Origin of the sequence: Lutibacter sp. A64 (assembly GCF_022429565.1) — a bacterium.
Taxonomy (GTDB): Bacteria; Bacteroidota; Bacteroidia; order Flavobacteriales; family Flavobacteriaceae; genus Lutibacter.
In genome coordinates, this window is sequence record NZ_CP092487.1 from 3,330,376 (window position 1) to 3,349,785 (window position 19,410).

At 31.1% G+C, this 19,410-nt stretch carries 18 protein-coding genes and 1 riboswitch; of the genes, 10 read left to right on the forward strand and 8 right to left on the reverse strand.

The window, feature by feature from the left end:
- Positions 1-122 precede the first annotated feature (122 nt).
- Positions 123-473 carry a 4Fe-4S binding protein gene (locus MKD41_RS13610; protein ID WP_240242880.1) on the forward strand — a complete coding sequence of 117 codons (351 nt, stop codon included), beginning with the start codon at positions 123-125 and terminating at the stop codon, positions 471-473.
- A 78-nt stretch (positions 474-551) separates the two neighbouring features.
- Here MKD41_RS13610 and lepA read toward each other — a convergent pair whose 3' ends face one another.
- Both lepA and MKD41_RS13620 read right to left on the reverse strand, forming a co-directional pair.
- Positions 552-2,348 carry a translation elongation factor 4 gene (gene lepA / locus MKD41_RS13615; protein ID WP_240242881.1) on the reverse strand — a complete coding sequence of 599 codons (1,797 nt, stop codon included), beginning with the start codon at positions 2,346-2,348 and terminating at the stop codon, positions 552-554.
- 72 nt (positions 2,349-2,420) lie between these two features.
- Positions 2,421-3,401 carry a Gfo/Idh/MocA family protein gene (locus MKD41_RS13620; protein WP_240242883.1) on the reverse strand — a complete coding sequence of 327 codons (981 nt, stop codon included), beginning with the start codon at positions 3,399-3,401 and terminating at the stop codon, positions 2,421-2,423.
- A gap of 246 nt (positions 3,402-3,647) precedes the next feature.
- Between MKD41_RS13620 and dusB the strand changes: the two genes are divergently transcribed.
- Complete coding sequence (gene dusB, locus MKD41_RS13625) at positions 3,648-4,628, forward strand: tRNA dihydrouridine synthase DusB (protein WP_240242885.1); 981 nt, start codon at positions 3,648-3,650, stop codon at positions 4,626-4,628.
- 208 nt (positions 4,629-4,836) lie between these two features.
- On the opposite strand, the gene katG is transcribed toward dusB, so the two are convergent.
- The 3 genes from katG to rbfA all read right to left on the reverse strand — a co-directional run bounded on the left by katG (position 4,837) and on the right by rbfA (position 8,850).
- Positions 4,837-7,059 (reverse strand): catalase/peroxidase HPI, encoded by a 2,223-nt coding sequence (katG, locus tag MKD41_RS13630; protein ID WP_256451666.1) that lies wholly within the window; start codon positions 7,057-7,059, stop codon positions 4,837-4,839.
- Between the two features lie 191 nt (positions 7,060-7,250).
- Entirely contained in the window at positions 7,251-8,453 is a 1,203-nt protein-coding gene (locus MKD41_RS13635) for an ABC transporter permease (protein ID WP_240242886.1), read from the reverse strand.
- Between the two features lies 1 nt (position 8,454).
- Positions 8,455-8,850 (reverse strand): 30S ribosome-binding factor RbfA, encoded by a 396-nt coding sequence (rbfA, locus tag MKD41_RS13640; protein ID WP_240245047.1) that lies wholly within the window; start codon positions 8,848-8,850, stop codon positions 8,455-8,457.
- A 268-nt stretch (positions 8,851-9,118) separates the two neighbouring features.
- Between rbfA and MKD41_RS13645 the strand changes: the two genes are divergently transcribed.
- From MKD41_RS13645 to MKD41_RS13665, 5 genes are read left to right on the forward strand one after another with little or no spacing between them, the layout of a single operon-like run.
- Entirely contained in the window at positions 9,119-9,997 is an 879-nt protein-coding gene (locus MKD41_RS13645; protein WP_240242888.1) for a cell division protein FtsX, read from the forward strand.
- Positions 9,998-10,001: 4 nt separating this feature from the next.
- Positions 10,002-10,247: a DUF3098 domain-containing protein gene (locus tag MKD41_RS13650; RefSeq protein ID WP_240242890.1), complete on the forward strand. Its 246-nt coding sequence runs from the start codon at positions 10,002-10,004 to the stop codon at positions 10,245-10,247.
- 3 nt (positions 10,248-10,250) lie between these two features.
- The gene (locus MKD41_RS13655; protein ID WP_240242891.1) at positions 10,251-11,048 is read left to right on the forward strand and encodes an undecaprenyl-diphosphate phosphatase; all 798 of its coding nucleotides are present in this window, start codon (positions 10,251-10,253) and stop codon (positions 11,046-11,048) included.
- Positions 11,048-11,737: a tRNA pseudouridine(55) synthase TruB gene (gene truB, locus MKD41_RS13660; RefSeq protein WP_240242892.1), complete on the forward strand. Its 690-nt coding sequence runs from the start codon at positions 11,048-11,050 to the stop codon at positions 11,735-11,737. Before MKD41_RS13655 ends, truB begins: the two co-directional genes overlap by 1 nt.
- A 7-nt stretch (positions 11,738-11,744) precedes the next feature.
- Positions 11,745-12,281, forward strand: a complete 537-nt coding sequence (locus tag MKD41_RS13665; RefSeq protein WP_240242893.1) for a hypothetical protein — start codon at positions 11,745-11,747, stop codon at positions 12,279-12,281.
- Here the strand turns inward: MKD41_RS13665 and MKD41_RS13670 are convergent.
- Both MKD41_RS13670 and MKD41_RS13675 read right to left on the reverse strand, forming a co-directional pair.
- On the reverse strand, positions 12,276-12,758 hold the full coding sequence (locus MKD41_RS13670; RefSeq protein WP_240242894.1) for an ABC transporter ATPase: 483 nt from the start codon (positions 12,756-12,758) through the stop codon (positions 12,276-12,278). The genes MKD41_RS13665 and MKD41_RS13670 overlap by 6 nt on opposite strands.
- A gap of 32 nt (positions 12,759-12,790) precedes the next feature.
- Positions 12,791-13,405 carry a thioredoxin family protein gene (locus MKD41_RS13675; RefSeq protein WP_240242895.1) on the reverse strand — a complete coding sequence of 205 codons (615 nt, stop codon included), beginning with the start codon at positions 13,403-13,405 and terminating at the stop codon, positions 12,791-12,793.
- A 239-nt stretch (positions 13,406-13,644) separates the two neighbouring features.
- Between MKD41_RS13675 and meaB the strand changes: the two genes are divergently transcribed.
- Positions 13,645-14,649 (forward strand): methylmalonyl Co-A mutase-associated GTPase MeaB, encoded by a 1,005-nt coding sequence (gene meaB / locus MKD41_RS13680; protein WP_240242896.1) that lies wholly within the window; start codon positions 13,645-13,647, stop codon positions 14,647-14,649.
- A 209-nt stretch (positions 14,650-14,858) separates the two neighbouring features.
- On the opposite strand, the gene MKD41_RS13685 is transcribed toward meaB, so the two are convergent.
- Positions 14,859-15,671 carry an HAD family hydrolase gene (locus MKD41_RS13685; protein ID WP_240242897.1) on the reverse strand — a complete coding sequence of 271 codons (813 nt, stop codon included), beginning with the start codon at positions 15,669-15,671 and terminating at the stop codon, positions 14,859-14,861.
- 184 nt (positions 15,672-15,855) lie between these two features.
- Positions 15,856-16,078, forward strand: a riboswitch (cobalamin riboswitch).
- 103 nt (positions 16,079-16,181) lie between these two features.
- Between MKD41_RS13685 and MKD41_RS13690 the strand changes: the two genes are divergently transcribed.
- Positions 16,182-18,239 carry a TonB-dependent receptor gene (locus tag MKD41_RS13690; RefSeq protein ID WP_240242898.1) on the forward strand — a complete coding sequence of 686 codons (2,058 nt, stop codon included), beginning with the start codon at positions 16,182-16,184 and terminating at the stop codon, positions 18,237-18,239.
- A 12-nt stretch (positions 18,240-18,251) separates the two neighbouring features.
- Positions 18,252-19,409: a YncE family protein gene (locus tag MKD41_RS13695; protein WP_240242900.1), complete on the forward strand. Its 1,158-nt coding sequence runs from the start codon at positions 18,252-18,254 to the stop codon at positions 19,407-19,409.
- Position 19,410: the final 1 nt, after the last annotated feature.

The window sequence follows — 19,410 nt, forward strand, 5'->3', positions numbered from 1 at the left end:
TTTTGTACCAAAGGTTAATATGAACTTAAAGTTGAGATTTTAAAATACTAAATGACTTTTGTCACATACTTTTGTATAAAAATGTATAATTTTGTGTATATTAAATTTTAAATTAAAGTAATATGGCTATTAAAATAACAGATGAATGTATAAATTGTGATGCTTGTATTTCAGAGTGTCCAAATAATGCAATTTACGAACCAGATACTGAATGGGCTTATGCTGATGAAACTTCTTTAAGCGGTACAATAACTCTACCTGGTGGAGGTGAAGCTGATGCAGATGAAATGCACGAACCAAAATCTGATGAATTTTATTTTATCGTAACTGATAAATGTACAGAATGTAAAGGTTTCCACGATGAACCACAATGTGCTTCTGTTTGTCCAGTTGATTGCTGTGTTCCAGATGAGGATCACGAAGAAACTGAAGAACAGTTATTAGCTAAAAAAGTATGGATGCACGGAGAATAATTCTCTTTAGTATCTTATAAAAAAGCCCTTAGATTTTTAAATTTAAGGGCTTTTTTAGGTTTTTATATTAGGTAAAAATTAATCATTCAATTTTAAAACTGCCATAAACGCTTCTTGTGGTATTTCTACATTACCAACTTGTCGCATACGTTTTTTTCCTTTCTTTTGTTTTTCTAATAATTTTCTTTTTCTTGAAATATCACCACCATAACATTTTGCGGTAACATCTTTTCTTAATGCTTTTACGGTTTCTCTTGAAATTATTTTAGCTCCAATTGCGGCCTGAATTGGAATGTCAAATTGTTGACGAGGTATTAACTGACGTAACTTTTCGCACATTTTTTTACCAATACTATAGGCGTTGTCTGCGTGGATTAATGCTGAAAGCGCATCTACCGATTGTCCGTTTAATAAAATATCTACTTTTACTAATTTTGAAGCTTTTAATCCTGTTGGATGGTAATCAAAAGAAGCGTATCCTTTAGAAACTGTTTTTAAACGATCGTAAAAATCGAATACAATTTCAGCTAAAGGCATGTCAAAAGTTAATTCAACACGTTCTGGCGTTAAATAGGTTTGATTTACAATTTGACCACGTTTTTCTATACACAAACTCATTACTGGCCCAACAAAATCGGACTTGGTAATAATAGTTGCTTTAATAAAAGGCTCTTCAACTCTATTTAATTTTGAAGGTTCAGGTAAATCAGATGGATTATTTACTAATAATATTGTATCAGGATTTTTATTTGTAAATGCGTGGTAAGATACGTTTGGTACAGTTGTAATAACTGTCATTTCAAATTCTCGTTCTAAGCGTTCTTGTATAATTTCTAAATGCAGCATTCCTAAAAATCCACATCTAAACCCAAAACCTAAAGCAGCAGAGCTTTCAGGTATAAATACCAAAGAAGCATCATTTAATTGCAGTTTTTCCATAGAATTACGCAATTCTTCATAATCTTCAGTATCTACAGGGTAAATTCCAGCAAAAACCATTGGTTTTACATCTTCAAAACCTTCAATTCTATTTTCTGTAGGGTGTTCAACAGTTGTAATTGTATCTCCAACTTTAATTTCGCTGGCAGTTTTAACACCAGTAATTAAATAGCCAACATCTCCTGCTTTAATACTTTGCTTTGGAAGTTGTTTTAATTTTAAGGTACCAACTTCATCTGCAAAATATTCGTTGTTGGTTGCCATAAATTTAATGCGTTGCCCTTTTTTTATTTCGCCGTTAAAAACTCTAAAATAGGTTTCAACTCCTCTATAAGAATTATAAACAGAGTCAAATATTAAGGCTTGTAAAGGGGCGTTTTCATCTCCTTTAGGTGCAGGAACTTTTTCTACAATAGCTTTTAAAATATTTTCAACTCCAAAACCTGTTTTTCCACTTGCATGGATAACTTCTTCTGCGTCACAACCTAATAAATCTACAATATCGTCTGTAACTTCTTCTGGATTTGCACCTGGTAAATCTACTTTGTTAAGTACCGGAATTATTTCTAAATCGTTCTCTAGTGCTAAATATAAGTTTGAAATTGTTTGTGCTTGAATGCTTTGTGCCGCATCTACAATTAACAATGCGCCTTCACAAGCAGCAATAGAACGAGATACTTCGTAAGAAAAGTCTACGTGACCTGGAGTATCAATTAAATTTAACACATATTTTTCACCTTCGTGTATATAATCCATTTGTATAGCGTGACTTTTAATAGTGATACCACGTTCACGCTCTAAATCCATATTGTCTAATAGTTGCGCTTGTTCTTCACGTACTGTTGTTGTACCTGTAAAACTTAATAATCTGTCGGCTAATGTACTTTTACCGTGATCAATATGGGCGATAATGCAAAAATTTCTAATTTTTTTCATACTTCGTATTCCTTTCTACTTTATTTTATCGCAAAGATAACTAATTATTTGTTCCAAAAATGAAAATAAAATCTAGTCGTGATTTGGAAAAACAATGCCTGCATCTTTTCTAATAGCGTCTAAAATATTCATTAATTTTAAACTTAGAGAAAATGGTATTATCGGACTTTCTTTTAAATTTTTATCCAAACATTCCATTACGTGTTTAGCTTCAAATTGATAGCCTAAATTTGGACCATTTTCAAATTCAATTTCAGTAGTTTTTCCGTCTTTTATTAATAATATTGGGTCTGGTGAAAAACGATCATATTTTAGTATTCCGTGCTCAAAACAGAGTTCCGATTCATTTTTGTATTCCGAATCAAAACTTGATGTTAATACAGCAGTTGCTCCGTTTTTATAACCAAATAACATAGAAATGCTTTCTTCGGAACCTGTTGGACTAAAATGTGGAATTGTTTTAATTTGATCTGGTTCTCCTAAAAATAGTAATGTCGCAAAAATTGGATAAATTCCAATATCTAATAAAGAACCACCACCTAAATCTACATTGTACAATCTTTTTTGAGGATTAAATTCTGCATTAAACATAAAATCTGACTTTACAAATTTTAGTTTTCCTAAATTTTCTGAAGCTATAATTTCTTTTACTTTTAAATATTTTGGTCTAAAAATTACCCAGAAAGCTTCCATTAAAAAGGTGTTATTTTCTTTAGAAGTGGTAATCATTTCTCGCACTTCTTTAGAATTTATGGCAAAAGCTTTTTCGCATAACACAGCTTTTTTATGGTTTAAACATAATAGAGTATGTTCTAAATGAAAATTATGCGGTGTTGCAATATATACCACATCTACTTTTGGATCTTTCACCATTTCAAGATAAGAGCCATAGGCTTTTTTAAATCCAAATTGATTGGAGAAATCTTTAGCATTTTCTAAATTTCTTGAAGCTGCTGCGTATAAATTTGCATTAGGAAGTAATTTTAATTCTGTGGCAAACTTATTAGCAATATTTCCACATCCTAAAATTGCCCAGTTATATGTTTTTGACATTGTAATTGTTTTGAATGTAAAAATACAGTTATTTTTTAAACCTAATAGGTTTTTAAAAACTGTTAGCTTAGGTTTGATCTGTTTTGAGTTAGGGATTGCAGTGGTATCCTTTTTAAAATAATATAGAATTTTGATTTTCTTCTGTAATTTGCTTTTTTTTAAAAAGATTTAGCGGAAAGCCCGACCTGAAAGGGAACGCCCAAAGTATAAAATATTTATGTATTTTTGCAAACCTAAAAATATGTTTTGGTAAAAATTGGAGATATAGAATTGAATGACTTTCCGTTGTTGTTAGCACCAATGGAAGATGTGAGCGATCCGCCGTTTAGAGCTTTGTGCAAAGAACAAGGCGCAGATGTGGTGTATACCGAATTTATTTCGAGCGAAGGCTTGATACGCGATGCTGCAAAAAGCAAGAAAAAACTAGATATTTACGAAAAAGAACGTCCGGTTGGTATTCAAATTTTTGGTGCTAATTTAGAGTCGATGTTGCGTACTGTTGAAATTGTTGAACAATCGAAACCAGATATTATTGATATAAATTTTGGATGTCCTGTTAAAAAAGTAGTAAGCAAAGGTGCTGGAGCTGGAATTTTAAAGGATATTGATTTAATGGTAAGTTTAACTGAAGCGATGGCAAAACATACCAATTTACCAATTACTGTAAAAACACGTTTGGGTTGGGACGATAGTACTATAAAAATTGTGGAGGTTGCAGAACGTTTGCAAGATGTTGGCTGTAAGGCAATATCAATTCATGGTAGAACGCGTGCTCAAATGTATAAAGGAAGTGCAGATTGGGCGCCAATTGCTGAAGTTAAAAACAACTCTAGAATGCACATTCCTGTATTTGGAAATGGCGACGTTAATACGCCAGAACGCGCTGTAGAAATGCGCGACAAATATGGCTTAGATGGAGCTATGATTGGCCGTGCAAGTATTGGAAATCCTTGGTTTTTTAAGCAAGTAAAACACTTTATTGAAACCGGAGAGCATTTACCTGAAATTACAATTGCAGACAGAGTTGAAATGGCAAAACGCCACTTACAAATGGAGATTGATTGGAAAGAAAGTGAAATTGTAGGTGTTATGGAAACTCGTAGACATTATACAAACTATTTTAAAGGAATTCCTCATTTTAAAGAATACCGTTTAAAAATGGTAACTTCAGATGCTGCGCAAGATGTTTTTAATGTTTTTGATGAGGTTTTACAGAAGTTTTCTTAGTTATTAGATAATCTAAAAATCTTATTATCTGTCATGCTTAACTTGATCTAGGTTATTAAAGTAGCTAGAAATGAGTATGGTGAGATTCTGAAACAAGTTCAGAATGACGGGTTTCTATACTTTTTTGGGAGTGTCGACAGACATTAAAGTTTATAAAAAAGCAGTTTTAAAATTTTAAAACTGCTTTTTTATTAAAAAATGTTGGTTTTTACTTTAAATCGAATCTATCAGCATTCATCACTTTTACCCAAGCTTTTACAAAATCAGTTATAAACTGATCTTTATTATCGTCTTGTGCATAAAATTCTGCATACGAACGAAGAATTGAGTTTGACCCAAATACCAAATCAATTCGTGTAGCCGTAAATTTAACTTCTCCTGTTTTTTTAGAGCGGATATTATACAGGCCATTTTCTGTAGGCTCCCATGCATAACCCATGTCTGTAAGGTTTACAAAAAAGTCGTTAGATAAAGTTCCAACATCATCTGTAAATACACCGTGTTTAGTTGCTCCATGGTTTGTGCCTAAAACACGCATTCCACCTATTAAAACAGTCATTTCTGGAGCTGTTAATCCCATTAGTTGTGTACGATCCAATAGTAATTCTTCAGAGCTAACAATATAATCTTTTTTCTGCCAGTTTCTAAAACCGTCTGCTAATGGTTCTAGTGGTTCAAAAGATTCTATATCGGTCATTTCAGCAGTTGCATCACCACGTCCAGGGGCGAAAGGAACTGTAAGCTCTGTTGCTGTATTTTTAGCAGCTAGTTCAATACCCACATTACCTGCTAAAACTATTGTATCTGCAATGCTTATTCCAAATTCAGCTGCAATTGGTTCTAAAATAGCTAGTACTTTAGCTAGTTTTTCTGGTTCGTTACCTTCCCAATCTTTTTGAGGGCTCAATCTAATTCTAGCACCATTTGCGCCACCGCGTTTGTCTGAGCCTCTAAATGTTCTAGCACTATCCCAGGCTGTTGTAACCATTTCAGAAATACTTAAAACAGATTGTTTAATTTTATTCTTTACGGCCTCAACATCGTATGTTTTTTTCCCTTCGTTAATTGGATCTTGCCAAATTAAATCTTCTTCCGGAACATCTGGTCCAAAATAGCACGATTTAGGTCCCATATCTCTATGCGTTAGTTTAAACCAAGCACGTGCAAATGCATCAGAAAAAGCATTAAAATCGTTCATGAATTTTAATGAAATCTCTTTGTAAATTGGATCAACTTTCATTGCCATATCTGCATCGGTCATCATTGGGTTATGGCGAATAGAAGCATCTTCAACATCAACTGGTTTATCTTCTTCTTTTATATTTTTAGGTTCCCATTGCCAAGCACCTGCAGGACTTTTTCTTAATTCCCATTCGTGGTTGAATAACATTTCAAAAAATCCATTATCCCATTTTGTTGGGTGTGTAGTCCAAGCGCCTTCTAGACCACTTGTTACGGTATAACGACCTTTGCCAGATTTATTTGGGTTTGCCCAGCCTAAACCTTGTGCTTCTACATCTGCAGATTCTGGATCAGGTCCTAGAATACTTGCATCTCCATTTCCGTGAGTTTTACCAACGGTATGTCCACCAGCGGTTAAGGCAACTGTTTCTTCGTCGTTCATGGCCATTCGTTTAAAAGTTTCACGAATTTGTTCACCCGTTTTTAATGGATCTGGTTTACCGTTTACACCTTCAGGATTTACATAAATTAAGCCCATTTGTACAGCTGCCAAAGGATTTTCCATTGTGGCTGGATTTTCTAAATTTCCATAACGGCAATCACTAGGCGCTAACCATTCTTTTTCAGCACCCCAATAAATATCTTTTTCTGGATGCCAAATATCTTCACGTCCAAAAGCAAAACCAAAGGTTTTTAATCCCATATTTTCATACGCAATAGTACCAGCTAAAATAATTAAATCGGCCCAGCTTATTTTGTTTCCATATTTTTTCTTGATAGGCCAAAGTAAGCGTCTGGCTTTATCTAAACTTACGTTGTCTGGCCAAGAATTAAGAGGGGCAAAGCGTTGGTTTCCTGTTCCACCACCACCGCGTCCATCGGCTGTTCTATAAGTCCCAGCTGAATGCCAAGCCATACGAATCATTAATCCACCATAATGTCCCCAGTCTGCTGGCCACCATTCTTGGCTATCTTCCATTAGGTTGTGTACATCTTTTTTTAATGCTTCAACATCTAGTTTTTTTAATTCTTCACGATAATTAAAATTTGGTTTTAAAGGATTTGTTTTGGTGTCGTGTTGGTGTAAGATGTCTAAATTTAATGCATTAGGCCACCAATCCATTACAGATTTATCTGTAGAAGTGTTTCCTCCGTGCATTACAGGGCATTTATTTAAATCACTTACCTCCTCTTTTTTTGTAAACTGACTGTGATCAATAGGACATTTACCTTCTTTTGAATCGCTCATAGTTCTAGATTTTAAGTTTACCTCAAATTAAGTATAAATTATAGTAATAATTAAAAGGTAATGATAGATATTTCTTATACCTAAATAAGGTGTTAGATTACAATTTTAAAAAGAGTGAATTTAAGGTTTTACCTTTAAAATACCAAATAAAATTGAAACAATATTAGAGAAGAATGAGGGTTAAGTTATTGTTAATCAATAAGTTTTTTGGAAATTCTACTACTTGCAATTAGGGCTGCTAAGTAGCCTAAAATTAAGATGGTGATAATTACAGAAAACACATTGTACCAGGTTAATTCTACTGGGTAAGCAAGGTGTTGGGTAATCATAAATAGTGCATATTTTTTTTGAAGTATTACCAAAATAATACCAATTGAAAGTCCTACAATTAATCCGAAAAGTGATAATAAGAAGCCTTGTAGAATAAAAACACGTTTAATATCTTTTACTGTTGCCCCTAAATTGTAAAGTGTTTTTAGATTGTCTTTTTTATCTAAAATCATCATAATAATTGCGCCAATAACATTAAATAATGCAATTATTAGAATTAGAGTAAAAATTAAATAGGAAGCTAAATTTTCGGTATTTAGCATTTTATAAAAAACGGCATTTAGCTGTTCTCTGGTTTCTACATTAAAATCCGTTCCTAAGTTGTTTTTTAAAGTTTCAATAGTATTAGGACGGTTTTTAATATTTTTAACTTTTAATTCAATTGCTGAAATTTGTTCTGGAGCATAATTCAATAAAACTTGTGCTAGCTCTAAAGATATGAATGTAAATTTTCTATCGATGTCTTCGGTAAGAGAAAAAATACCAATAGGTTGTGTTTCTATTTGGCTAAAAGCGTCTTTTGGATTTGTTGCATATCCTTTTCCGGGTTTTGGAACATATATTTTTAGAGGTTCTAAAAAATCGTAAACACCTAGAGATAATACATTAGAAATACCATTTCCAACAACAGATCCAATTGGAATTTTCGGATTTAACCACGTGCCAGAATATACGGTAGAATCTAATTTATTAACATTTGTATAATTAGTGTCAACTCCTTTTATGTATGCAATATGAGTTTTTTTATTGAATTCAAAAAAAGCGCGTTCTTCAATTACTTTTGAGTATGAAGCAATATTAGTTTCAGATTCAATATTAGTTTTAATTTGAGGAGTTAATAGAAAAGATTTTCCTTTTACTGAGGTAATTTTTATATCAGGATCTGATGTGTTTAAAAAACCAACACTAAATGTTCTTAATCCAGAAAATCCAGATAAAACTATAAACAACGCCAATGTGCCAATAATTACACCAATAGTTGCAATTATGGTAATTATATTTATAGTGTTATTGCTGCTTTTAGAAAATAAATAACGTTTAGCTATGTATAAAGGAAAATTCAAGTTATCGTTTTTGGCGTTTATCTAGAATATCAGGATTTTTAATTGGGTTTTCTTTTTTACCTTGTAAAGCATTGTCAATATCTTCAATATAATCTAACGTGTCATCAATATAAAATAATAACTCAGGCATACGTCTTAATTGATCTTTGGTACGTCTTGCCATTTCGTAACGAATAGAAGTTGTATTTTCTTGAACCCCTTTTAAAATTATTTCACGTTTTAATTGAGGGAATACACTTATAAATACTTTTGCTTGTCCTAAATCTGATGTAACTTGTACTTTAGTAACAGAAATAATAACGCCCTTCATTCCATCACGTGCTGCATTTTGTAACACTTCTGCCAAGTCTTTTTGTAAAACTCCTGCTATTTTTTTTTGTCTGTTTGTTTCCATAATGCAAAAATATGATTTTAAAAGTATATAATTTAAGTTTTAAGGAAGCATTGTTTTAAATTAATTAAGAAAATACTTCTTTTAAAGCACAAAATATACGGAAAACTAAGTAGTTGCGTTTTAAAATATATTAAGCGGTAACTATTAGAATATAGTATACAACATGTTTAAACGAAATTAGCGTAAATTTGTTTTATAAAAAAGCAAAGAGTATCAATTAAAAACTAATAACTAAATTTGTATATTGCAAACTTTATAACCCATATAACTTTTGAATAATTCTTTCGATAAATACCAAAAAAGGAGATTGCGATCTTCCTACCTTTCAGTAATAATAAGTATTGCTTTAGTGCTTTTTTTAGTAGGTTTTTTAGGTGTTATTTTGTTAAAAACCAATACTATATCTAAGCATTTTAAGGAAAAGGTAGCTATTACCATTTTTTTAAACGACAATGCAAAATCTAATGATGTTGAAATTCTTAAAGGAGAATTAAAACAAGCCGAATACTCAAAAGAGGTGCTTTATATCTCAAAAAAAGAAGCTGCAGAAAAATATGCAGAAGAAATTGGCGAAGATTTTGTAAATTTTTTAGGAGACAATCCATTAAAAAATGCCATTGATGTAACCTTAAAATCGGATTTTGTTACACCAGAAAAAATGGAGGCAATTGAAAAGCAATTACTTATTAGAAGTATTGTAGCTGAAGTAGTGTACGACAAACCATTAATTGAACTATTAACAAAGAACATCAATCGTATTAGTTTTTGGATGTTGCTTTTAAGTGCTTTATTTACGTTAATAGCAGTTGTGTTAATTAATAGTTCTATTCGAATTTCAATATATTCTAAACGATTTACAATTAAAACAATGCAAATGGTTGGAGCTACAAAAGGATTTATTAGAAGACCATTTATTTGGAATAGTATAAAACTTGGAATTATAGGTGCTTTGGTTTCTATTGCAGCTTTAGTTGGGTTTATTATGTACATTAATAAAATGGTTCCAGAAATTGAATTACTTGCAGATTATAAAGAGTTTGGTATTTTATTTTTACTCATTATTATTATGGGAATATTAATAACTTGGCTTAGTACTTTTTTTGCAACTCAACGATTTTTGAATTTAAGAACAGACGAACTTTATTACTAAAAAAATGAATAAGAAGAAACAAGAAAATACAAGCAAATTTTTGTTCGGAAAAAAGAATTATATACTAATGCTAATTGGTGTTGCTTTTATTGCTTTAGGTTTTATTTTAATGGCCGGGGGAGGTAGTGATGACCCAGCTGTTTTTAACACAGAAATATATAATTTTAGAAGAATTAGATTGGCTCCAACATTAGTACTTGTTGGTTTGGGTATTGAAATTTACGCTATTATGGCGAAATCTTCAAAATAGAATATGAGTTACTTTGAAGCAATAATTTTAGGTATTATTCAAGGATTAACAGAATTTTTACCTGTATCATCGAGCGGACATTTAGAATTGGCAAAAGCAATTTTTGGAGATCAACTTTTACCAAACGAAAGTTTAACTTTTACAGTTGTACTGCATTTTGCAACAGCATTAAGTACATTGGTTATTTTTAGAGCTGAGGTTTTAGAAATTTTTAAGGGTTTGTTCCAGTTTAAATGGAATGAAGAGTTACAGTTTTCTCTTAAAATAATACTTTCAATGGTGCCTGCTGTAATTGCTGGGCTTTTTTTTGAAGATCAATTCGAATCTTTTTTTGGCGGACAAATATTATTAGTAGGTTTTATGCTTATAATAACTTCATTGTTGTTATTATTTGCCGATAAAGCTAAAAATACTACTAAAAATGTATCTTTTTTTAATGCTTTGGTTATTGGAGTTTCACAGGCACTAGCAATTTTACCTGGAATATCAAGATCTGGGGCAACAATTTCTTCATCAGTTTTATTAGGAATCGATAGAACAAAAGCTGCTCGCTTTTCTTTTTTAATGGTAGTGCCTTTAATTTTTGGTAAAATTTCTAAAGATGTTTTATCTAATTCCATAGATTTTCAAAGTAACCAAATTGGAACTTTAGGAGTTGGTTTTATCGCTTCATTTATTGCTGGCTTATTTGCTTGTAAATGGATGCTTGCAATTGTTAAAAAAAGTAAACTTTCTTACTTTTCGCTCTATTGTTTTATTGTTGGAATAATCGCAATTACTGTAACTTTGTTAAACGAATAATGACTTTAGAAGACTATAAAAACGGACAAATTTTATTGATTGATAAACCACTAAATTGGACTTCTTTTCAAGTGGTGAATAAATTGCGTTGGGAAATTAAACAGCGTTTTAAAATTAAAAAAATTAAAGTAGGCCATGCTGGTACTTTAGATCCGTTAGCTACGGGTTTATTAATACTTTGTACAGGTAAGTTCACTAAAAAAATTGAAGAATTTCAAGGGCAAATTAAAGAGTATACTGGTGAGATTACTTTAGGAGCAAGTACCCCAAGTTTCGATTTAGAAACAGCGATAAATGAAACCTTTTCAATTGAACATATTACCGAAGATTTAATTTATAATGCTACTCAACAATTTATAGGAGAAATAAATCAGGTGCCTCCCATATTTTCAGCCCTAAAAAAAGATGGAAAACGCCTATATGAATTGGCTAGAGCTGGTGAAACTACAGAAATTAAATCTAGAAAAATTACTATTTCAGAATTTGAAATTACAGCTATTAATTTACCAAAAGTAGAGTTTAGAGTAGTTTGTAGTAAAGGTACTTATATACGCTCGTTAGCAAATGATTTTGGAGAGGCATTAAATTCTGGAGCGCATTTATCAAAATTACGAAGAACAAAGATTGGAGATTTTCATGTAGATAATGGTATAAATATTGAGGAGTTTATAGCAAATCTAAAGTTATAACTTTTTTATGAAGAAAATGGTATCATTTTTAGCATTGCTATTTACTATTTACAGCTTTTCTCAGCGTGCAGTAAATTATAATTTTACACTTAATGTTACTTTTTCTGGAAATGAAAACTTTGGAGAATATGATGAGTATCAAGAAAAAACAGATTGGTCTCCAATAGCGCCAAATGCTATATTTTTACGAAATGGTTTAGATGTAAAACTTAATAAATTTATTACTACAGGTATTAATTTAGGTTTAGATGTGCATCCTGATGTTGATATTTTAGCGATTCCTTATTATATAGACGTAAAATTAGCCCTTGCACAGTCTGATGATGATAAATTCTATGTTGGTGGTGGAATAGGGAAGTTATTGAAACTTGGAAAGCCTTTTGAACGTGGAAAGTATTATAAAGTAGGAATTGGATATTATATTTCTTCAGAAAGGAATAATAGTCTTATTTTGAATATGGATTTTCATAATAAGCAAATTGCAAATTTTGAAAATGGTAGACTTAATAGTTTATCGTTTGGTATTGGAATGATTTTTTTATAAAAAGCGTCCTAACCAACTATTCATAATATTAATTTCCCAGTCGTTTTTTAATTCAGCTTTGGTAGTAATCATATTGTCAAAAACAACTGTTTTAGCAGAAACTCCTCTGTTTTTCATCATTTTTTTAAATTCTTTTAAATCTTTGTATTGTACAAACTCACCTTGTTTGTAACAAACATTAATTTTATCTAATAAAACAATGTCGTAAAATCTTTCTAACTCAAGAATAAAAGCGGTTAAAGCATCGTGTGCTTGTAAACTTAGACTTATTTCAGAATTATCAACAGACATAATAATAAAACGATCATATTTTAATTTATAAGAACAAGCTAAAGATTGCTCTTCATTTGTCCAATTTGTTAAAAAATCTTCAATACGTTGTTTTAATCCTTCAATTTCTTGAGGATAAAATTTTCTATTTGAAGGAAATACCCAAAGTTTACACCAATTAGGAATTTTATTAAAGTCTACAATCATTTTTAAAAATTAAAAAACAAAGGTACGCTAAATTAATTTGCGGCAACTTCTGATGCTAACAAGATTTCTAAAAGGTCTTTTTGAGTGTTATTTCCCTTATCTTTATTGTACCACATTTGTAAATCTTTTTTAAATTCTGCATCTAAACCACCGTGTTGTGCTTTGTAATCATTTACCATTTTAGTAGCAATAGAAGGTCTAGGTCCCCAAGAGTTTACAACTTCATTTTTATTATTTACAATAATAACTTTTGGAATGGCTTTGCCTCCATTTGTTAAAAATTGTTGCATTAAAGTTTCGTTTTCATCTCTACAAACAATTTTTAAATCAATTTTAGAAGAAGCTGTAGCAATTTTATTAATAACAGGTAATATTTGAGCAGCATCGCCACACCAACCTTCAGCTAAAATTAATAATGTATAATTGTTAGTTAATTGCTCTAAAGCAGTAGTTGTTTCTTCAGAAATTTTTAACGTTTTATCTAATCGATCCATACGTTTATCATTCAAAATACTATATTCTAAAAGAGCTTTAGATTGTTCGCTTCCAGTAGATTTACCTTCAACTAAAAGACCTTTTATTACTGTTCGGTAAGTGGAGTAAGATACTCCTTTTTTTATGCTATTTTTTATTAAAAGATTGTCCATTTGTTTAGTTAATTTAGTTTTAATGGTTTGACGTAGTATAATTTTAAACTTACATTTTAAGTTTTGTAAATTAAGGGTGCAAAAGTAATGTTTGAATATGGTTAAAAAAATGATTTATGTTACATAAATGAATTTTAAAAGAATAAATGCACCAATTCTGAGCATATAATTTTCTTAATATGCTTATATTTGTTCTTCTAAATTAATACCATTTTACATTGAAATAGCATACCAAATTTATGAAAAATTACAAGCCAAAAGGCAGGTTAGCTGCTGAAGCATATATTAACGGAATTTTAAAAGGAGATAGGGTATTGCTTTCTAGAGCTATTACTATTATTGAAAGTAATTTAGAGAGTGATAAAACACTTGCCAAAGAAATTATTCAGGCTATTTTACCATATTCTGGAAATTCTATTCGTATTGGTATTACTGGTGTTCCTGGTGTTGGTAAAAGTACTTTTATTGAAGCTTTTGGAAAGCATTTAGTAAGTAAAGGACATAAAGTTGCTATTTTATCCATAGATCCAAGCAGTCAACGTTCAAAAGGAAGTATTTTAGGTGACAAAACCAGAATGGAAGAATTGGCAAATATGGAAGAAGCTTATATTCGTCCGTCTGCATCTGGAGATACTTTAGGAGGTGTTGCTAATAAAACTGGTGAAACTATGTTGCTTTGTGAAGCAAATGGTTATGATGTTTTATTAATTGAAACTGTTGGAGTAGGGCAGAGTGAAACTGCTGTGCACGGTATGACAGATTTCTTTTTATTGTTAATGTTAGCTGGAGCCGGTGATGAATTGCAAGGTATTAAAAAAGGAATTATGGAAATGGCAGACATGGTTGTAATTAATAAAGCCGATGGTGATAATATTACTATGAGTAAAATGGCTAAACGTCAATATCAAAATGCATTACATATTTTCCCGTTAGCCGAATCTGGTTGGAGTCCTGTGGTAAGTACTGCTTCGGCAATAAAAGGTATTGGTATTGATAAAGTATGGGATGAGGTTAAAAACTTTAAAAAGTTAGTAGATGAAAATGGTTATTTTATAAAAAATAGAAATCACCAACAAATTCAATGGATGTATAATAATATTAATGAAGAATTAAAACATCTATTTTATGGTTCAAAAGACATTTCTAGCAAATTAAAAGTACTTGAAAAAGATATTATTTCATCAAAAATATCACCGGTAAAAGCCGCTCAAAATATACTTGATGATTTTAAAAAATCTTTTTAATAAATAATCCAGCGTCATACTGAACTTGGTTTGTAATGTTTTATAGTCAATTATTGTCATACCTGTATAGGCAGGTATCTAAAAGTGGTTTTTTAGCGATACTATTTTTTAGAAATATTTTTATAGGCAATAATTCTAGTGTATAACTTTCAGGTTAAAGAATTCATAATTAATCAGTATAGATTTTTGATTTTATAGGAATAACAAACTTAAATAGTTCTGGAATTTATTACTTGTTCAAGAATACATTCAACACCGCTTTCATCGTTGGTTTTTGTTAGAAAATTTGCGATATTTTTTACATTTTGGTGTGCATTTTCCATGGCATAACTAAAATCTGCTAACTCTAACATTTTTAAATCGTTGTTATAGTCTCCAAAAACCATGGTTTCTTCTTTAGCAATATTTAATTCTTTTTGAAAAATATTTAAAGCATACCCTTTATTTGCATTATTATGAGAAATATCTAGCCAATTTTTACCAGAAACAATTACTTGTAATTCATTTTCTAATTGTTTTACTGAAGGGTAAATGTAAGTTTCAGAACATTCAAAATGAAAAGCTGCAATTTTAAAAAAGGTATCATCTGTAACTTTGGTAAGATCATCAACCAATGTGTATTCAGAATAATAGTTTTTAAACATTGAAATAAAAGCTTCGTTTTCGGTTTCTATATAAGCAGCTTTTTTTCCGCAAAGTACTATTTGGGCATTTTTTACTTTTCTAAGAATCTCAATGCTTTTTGAAATGTATGCTGTTGGTAATTCTAACGTAAATAATTCTTTATTTCCGCGCATAGCAAATGCACCGTTTTCAGCAATAATAGTTATTTCATCTTGAATACTTTTATCAAATCTATCTACAATACTAAAATATTGCCTTCCGCTTGCAGCAATAAATTTTATATTATTTTTTTTAAGCTGCTTGTATAGTCCTAAAAAATGATCACTTATTTTACTTTCTGAATTTAGTAGCGTTCCATCCATATCTGTAACTACTAATTTTACCTTTGAAAAATCCATATTCTAAATTTGAAAAGCAAAAATAAGATTATTGTAACGATTTAGGATTAACTTAATGTTGTTAAAAAAAATAATTATAAAATAATAAAACCAAAGCGCTCAGATTGTTAAGAGATAATGTTGAAAAAACACTTTTTTACGCTATTAATAAAATAAAAATAAGGCGTTAAATATAAAGAGTTTTTTATCTTTGTAGCGCATTGGTTTAACTATGCTTTTCGGTATAGTTAATTAAGAGGGAATCAGGTGAAAATCCTGAACAAACCCGTTACTGTAAGTTCCATGCAACATTTTGACAGGTCTATAATTTTAGGCCAATCTTTTGCCACTGTCTCTATGATTTTGAGATGGGAAGGCGGTTCAAAATGGGAATAAGTCAGGATACCTGCCACTGTGTATAATTTTAGAGCTTTCGTGGAATAAAGCTTTGAAGCCAGATGCAGATCATCAAATTTTCATTTGATTTCATTTTTTCCATTAAAGTTATTTGATAACGATCAAATAGTTTTTATGTTTTTATGTAACAAAAGGCTTTTATGCCTTATCAGTGTTGGTGTTTTATTACAAACATTAGGTTTGTTGTTGAACCCAATTTATGCGCAAAATAAATCTTCAGAAGAGAAGGTTAATCTAAAACTTGATTCTATTAAAAGAATTGCGTTAGATGAGGTTGTTTTAACTGCAACTAAACGTAAATTTAAAATAGCTTCACCTATGCCAGCTCAAGTTTTATCTGGGCAGCAATTAGAGAAAATGAATAGCTTATCTGTTGCAGATGCTATACGTTATTTTTCTGGAGTGCAGTTAAAAGACTATGGAGGTGTTGGCGGAATAAAAACAATTAATGTAAGAAGTCTTGGTAGTGCTCATACTGCGGTTTTTTATGATGGAATGACTGTTGGGAATGCTCAAAATGGTCAAGTAGATTTAGGGAAATATTCGCTAGATAATATAGAATCTATTTCACTTTATAATGGTCAAAAATCATCTATTTTTCAACCTGCTCGTGGGTTTTTCTCTTCTAATACATTGTTTTTACAAACCAAAGTTCCAGATTTTTCAGAAACAGAAAAAACACATTTAAGAACAACGTTTAAAACGGGTTCATTTGGACTTTTTAATCCCGCGGTATTTTTTCAACATAAATTATCGGATAAAATATCTTTATCCGCAAGTGCTGAATGGGTAAAAGCTGACGGGGAATATAAATATAGGTATAGTAAAGATAATGGATATGATACTATTGCTGTTCGTCAGAATGGAGATATAACCGCATTACGTAGCGAAGTGTCTTTACACGCAAAATTAAAGAAAGGTGGACGAGCAATGTTAAAGGCATATATATATGATTCTGAACGAGGCTTGCCAGGAGCCATTGTTGCTAACAGATATGAACATGTGCAACGGCAATGGGATACGAATTTTTTTGTACATGGCTCGTTACAAAATTCATACTTCAATAAACACGAATTACTTTTCAACGTAAAATTTAGTAGAGATTATAGCAGGTATATAGATCCAGATTATAAAACGCTTAAAGGTGCTTTGGATAATAAATATTATCAAAATGAATTTTATACTTCTTTGGTAAATCAATATGAGATTAAAAATTGGTGGGATGTATCTATCGCAACCGATTTTTCAATAAATACGCTCGATGCAAACTTATATCGTTTCCCATATCCTACACGGTATTCATATTTAGGAGCCTTGTCTAGCCAAATGAATTGGGAACGGATTGATATTCAAGCAAACCTATTAGGTGCTTATATTGATGAGCAGGTAAAATACTACCAACAAGGCGATAGCCAAAGTGTTTTTTGCCCTGTATTATCAGTTTCTTATGAACCGTTTGACACAAATAAATTCAGAATAAGAGCATTTTATAAAGAGTCTTTTCGGATGCCTACATTTAATGATTTGTACTACACTTTTGTTGGTAACAGTTCTTTACGGCCAGAATTTACCACGCAGTATGATTTTGGTATAACTTATATACTTGAACCAAATGAACTTGTACAGTCAATTTCTTTTCAAGCCGATGTGTATTACAATCGTGTTAAAGATAAAATTGTAGCAATGCCTTCTTCTAATCTTTTCCGTTGGACAATGATGAATCTTGGAGAGGTTGAAATAAAAGGTTTGGAAGTAAATGCAAACTTAGGGCTTCAATTACCTGAAAATATACTGTTTGATTTAGGTGTTAATTATACTTTTCAACAAGCAATAGACATTACACCAGGTGGTACAACTTATGGAGACCAAATACCATACACCCCAAAACATAGCGGAACGTTAACTTCAACTATAAATTGGGAAAACTGGCAAATGAATTACAGTTTTATATATACAGGTGAACGTTATAGTCAAAAAGCGAATATTCCAGTAAACTATGTAAAGCCTTGGTATACGAGCGATTTAGCGCTTAACTGGGAAGGCGATTTTTTGAAGTTACCAATAAAAGTGGGATTGGAAGTAAATAATGTATTCAATCAATATTATGATGTAGTACTTAATTTTCCAATGCCTGGAAGAAATTACCGTTTTAATCTATCATTAAATTTTTAATAAATAACTACAATGAAAAAAAATTACAATTTTTGGTTAGTACTAGCTTTGTCTACTATTGCTTTAACTGCTTGTCGAGAAGATGATTTAATAATTTCTGAAGAGGAAGAAATATTGCCACCAGAAATAGTTACATCTGTTGAGGGATTTTATTTACTAAATGAAGGGAATATGAATATGAATAAAGCTTCACTCGATTATTACGATTATGAATCAGGAATTTATAGGCGTAATGTTTATGGAGAGGCAAATCCAGAATCTACTTTAGGTTTGGGAGATGTTGGTAACGACATTGCAATTTATGGCTCAAAACTATATGCTGTAATTAACAATTCTAATAAGGTAGAGGTTATGGATGTTAAAACTGCTGAACGCATTAAAGTAATTGACGTTAAAAATTGTAGATACCTTACCTTTTCTAATGGAAAAGCTTATGTTAGTGCTTATGATGGTGAAGTTGCTTTAGGAAATACTGCTGCCAATGGATTTGTTGCAGAAATTGATACTACATCGTTAGCTATAACTAGAACAGTAGAAGTAGGAAGACAGCCCGAAGAAATAGCTGTTGTTGGCGAAAAACTTTATGTTGCTAATTCTGGAGGTTACAGCCCACCAAATTACGAACGAACCGTTTCTGTAATTGAGCTTAATTCATTTACAAAAATTAATGATATAGATGTTGCAATAAATCTTCACCGTCTTAAAGCAGATGAAGATGGTGATTTGTATGTAAGCTCTCGTGGAGATTATTTTGAAAACCCTTCAAAATTATTTGTAATTGATACAGAAACAGATACTGTTAAAAACAGTTTCGATATTGCCTGCGCTAATTTAACAATTGCCGGAGATACGGCTTATATAATAGGATCAGAATTTAGCTACACTACATTCGATTGGACAATCAACTATTCTATGTTAGATGTAAAAACCGAAACGCTGCTTAGTGAAAGTTTTTTACCAGCAGAAGTTAGTGATGCCATAAAAACGCCATACGGTATTGCAGTAGATCCAATCTCTTCAAATATTTATATAACAGATGCTGGAGACTATGTTTCTCCAGGAACGCTTTATTGTATTGATAATAATGGTAATACCAAATTTACCGTAGCAACTGGAGATATTCCTGCACATTTTGCTTTTGAATTTAAAACAACAATAATAAACCAATAAA

What these genes read in the sequence shown, in the direction of transcription:
- MKD41_RS13655 (WP_240242891.1), top strand. Translation starts at nt 10,251, where the DNA reads ATGAGTTACTTTGAAGCAATAATTTTAGGTATTATTCAAGGATTAACA.
- MKD41_RS13610 (WP_240242880.1), top strand. Translation starts at nt 123, where the DNA reads ATGGCTATTAAAATAACAGATGAATGTATAAATTGTGATGCTTGTATT.
- MKD41_RS13695 (WP_240242900.1), top strand. Translation starts at nt 18,252, where the DNA reads ATGAAAAAAAATTACAATTTTTGGTTAGTACTAGCTTTGTCTACTATT.
- katG (WP_256451666.1), bottom strand. Translation starts at nt 7,059, where the DNA reads ATGAGCGATTCAAAAGAAGGTAAATGTCCTATTGATCACAGTCAGTTT.
- truB (WP_240242892.1), top strand. Translation starts at nt 11,048, where the DNA reads ATGACTTTAGAAGACTATAAAAACGGACAAATTTTATTGATTGATAAA.
- MKD41_RS13690 (WP_240242898.1), top strand. Translation starts at nt 16,182, where the DNA reads ATGTTTTTATGTAACAAAAGGCTTTTATGCCTTATCAGTGTTGGTGTT.
- MKD41_RS13685 (WP_240242897.1), bottom strand. Translation starts at nt 15,671, where the DNA reads ATGGATTTTTCAAAGGTAAAATTAGTAGTTACAGATATGGATGGAACG.
- MKD41_RS13670 (WP_240242894.1), bottom strand. Translation starts at nt 12,758, where the DNA reads ATGATTGTAGACTTTAATAAAATTCCTAATTGGTGTAAACTTTGGGTA.
- meaB (WP_240242896.1), top strand. Translation starts at nt 13,645, where the DNA reads ATGAAAAATTACAAGCCAAAAGGCAGGTTAGCTGCTGAAGCATATATT.
- MKD41_RS13675 (WP_240242895.1), bottom strand. Translation starts at nt 13,405, where the DNA reads ATGGACAATCTTTTAATAAAAAATAGCATAAAAAAAGGAGTATCTTAC.
- lepA (WP_240242881.1), bottom strand. Translation starts at nt 2,348, where the DNA reads ATGAAAAAAATTAGAAATTTTTGCATTATCGCCCATATTGATCACGGT.
- MKD41_RS13650 (WP_240242890.1), top strand. Translation starts at nt 10,002, where the DNA reads ATGAATAAGAAGAAACAAGAAAATACAAGCAAATTTTTGTTCGGAAAA.
- MKD41_RS13620 (WP_240242883.1), bottom strand. Translation starts at nt 3,401, where the DNA reads ATGTCAAAAACATATAACTGGGCAATTTTAGGATGTGGAAATATTGCT.
- MKD41_RS13665 (WP_240242893.1), top strand. Translation starts at nt 11,745, where the DNA reads ATGAAGAAAATGGTATCATTTTTAGCATTGCTATTTACTATTTACAGC.